Below are 1,557 nucleotides of genomic sequence, written 5' to 3'. Positions count from 1 at the left end.
CGAGCGGCGGGCCGTGCGGGAGCGGGCGGTGCAGGACCTGGACCGGTTGCGCCAGGTCAGGGACGCCGCGGCAGGCCGCGGGGCGCGGCTGCTGGACGAGGCCGGGCTGGCGGACGTGCCGCCGGTGCGGTGGCAGCGGCGGCGCGAGGTGCTGGAGCGGGCCCGCGAGGAGCACCGGCGGGCCGAGGCGCAACGGTCGGCGGCCTCGGTGCTGGGGCGGCGGTGCGCGGAGTTCGCGGACGAGCTGGCGCGGGTCGCGGCCCGGCACGGGGCGCCTGCCGGGGCGGGCGCGGCCGAGGAGCTGGCCGAGCGGCTGGCCGAGGCGCGCGACGGGGCGGCTCGGGTGCGCGGGCTGGACGAGCGGGTGGATCGGCTGGCGAGGCGGGTGGCGGAGGGCGGGACCGAGCGGGAGCGGTTGACCGCGCTGCTGGACGGGCTGCGGGCCGTGCACGACGACGACCTCGACGCCGCCGCCGCGCGCGGGCGCGAGCTGGTGGAGCTGGCCGAGGCCGACCGGGAGCACCGGGCGGTGATCTCGGCGGCTCTGCCCGACGTGGACGTGGACGACGTGGTGGACGAGGTCGCGGCCACCGACGACGACGCGCTGGCGCTGGCGGCGCGGGCGGCCTAGGAGCGCTACGACGAGGCGGTCTCCCGGCACCAGGAGGTGCGGGACCGGCTGGCCGAGACGCGGGTCGGGCACCAGGAGCTGCTGGCCCGGCCGGGCGCGGCGGAGCTGCACGCGCGGGCCGGGGAGCGGTTGGCCGAGGTCGCGGACCGGGTCGAGGACTACCTGGTGGTGGAGGTGCAGCGGCGGTTGCTGCGGCGGGAGCTGGAGGCGTACGAGCGCAAGCACGCGTCGCCGCTGCTGGAGGCCGCCGGGCGGTTGCTGGAGCGGCTGACCGAGGGGCGGTACGTCGCGCTGCGCACGCACCAGGACCGGTCGGCGGCGCTGGCGGTGGTGGGGGCGGACGAGCGGGAGCGGTCGCCGCAGGAGCTGTCGGAGGGGACCGCCGACCAGGTGTTCCTGGCGCTGCGGCTGGCGGGGATCGCGTCGTTGCAGCGGGAGCGGGCGGCGCGGGGGCTGCCGGTGCTGCCGGTGGTGCTGGACGACGTGCTGATGACGTTCGACGACGCGCGGGCCGGGGCGGCGCTGCGGGTGATGGCCGGGTTGGCGCGGGAGTGGCAGGTGATCGTGCTGAGCCACCACGGGCACCTGCGGGACGTCGCCGCGTCGCTGGGCGAGGGGGTGTCGGTGGCGACGCTGTCGTCGGCCCCGGAGCTGGAGGTGGCGCGCAGCGCCGAGGAGGTGCGGGACGCGGTGCGGCAGGCCGCGCCCGTGGCGGTGGGGGCCGCGCGGGCGGCGGCGCCGAGGGCGGCGAACCTGGCGGCGGTGCGCGAGTGGGCGCGGGCGAACGGGCGGCAGGTCGCGGACCGGGGGCGGATCCCGGCCGACGTGGTGGAGGCCTACGAGCTGGCGCACCGGTAGGGGGCGGCGGCCGGGGGCGGGGGTGGGGCGGGGGCCCGGCCGGGGGGGGGGCGGGGGGCCGGCGCACC

General features: G+C 80.2%; 2 protein-coding genes. Both read left to right on the top strand.

The window, feature by feature from the left end; translation table 11 throughout:
• A partial coding sequence (locus ACTUAL_RS06060) for a hypothetical protein (protein WP_440899548.1) occupies positions 1–631 on the top strand: 631 nt, incomplete at its 5' end.
• A 36-nt stretch (positions 632–667) separates the two neighbouring features.
• On the top strand, positions 668–1,489 hold the full coding sequence (locus tag ACTUAL_RS06055; RefSeq protein ID WP_440899547.1) for an Lsr2 family DNA-binding protein: 822 nt from the start codon (positions 668–670) through the stop codon (positions 1,487–1,489).
• The last annotated feature ends 68 nt before the right edge of the window (positions 1,490–1,557 follow it).

The organism is Actinosynnema sp. (assembly GCF_052038725.1).
Note: the sequence above shows the minus strand (reverse complement) of the source record. Positions and strands in the feature narration are given on the sequence as shown.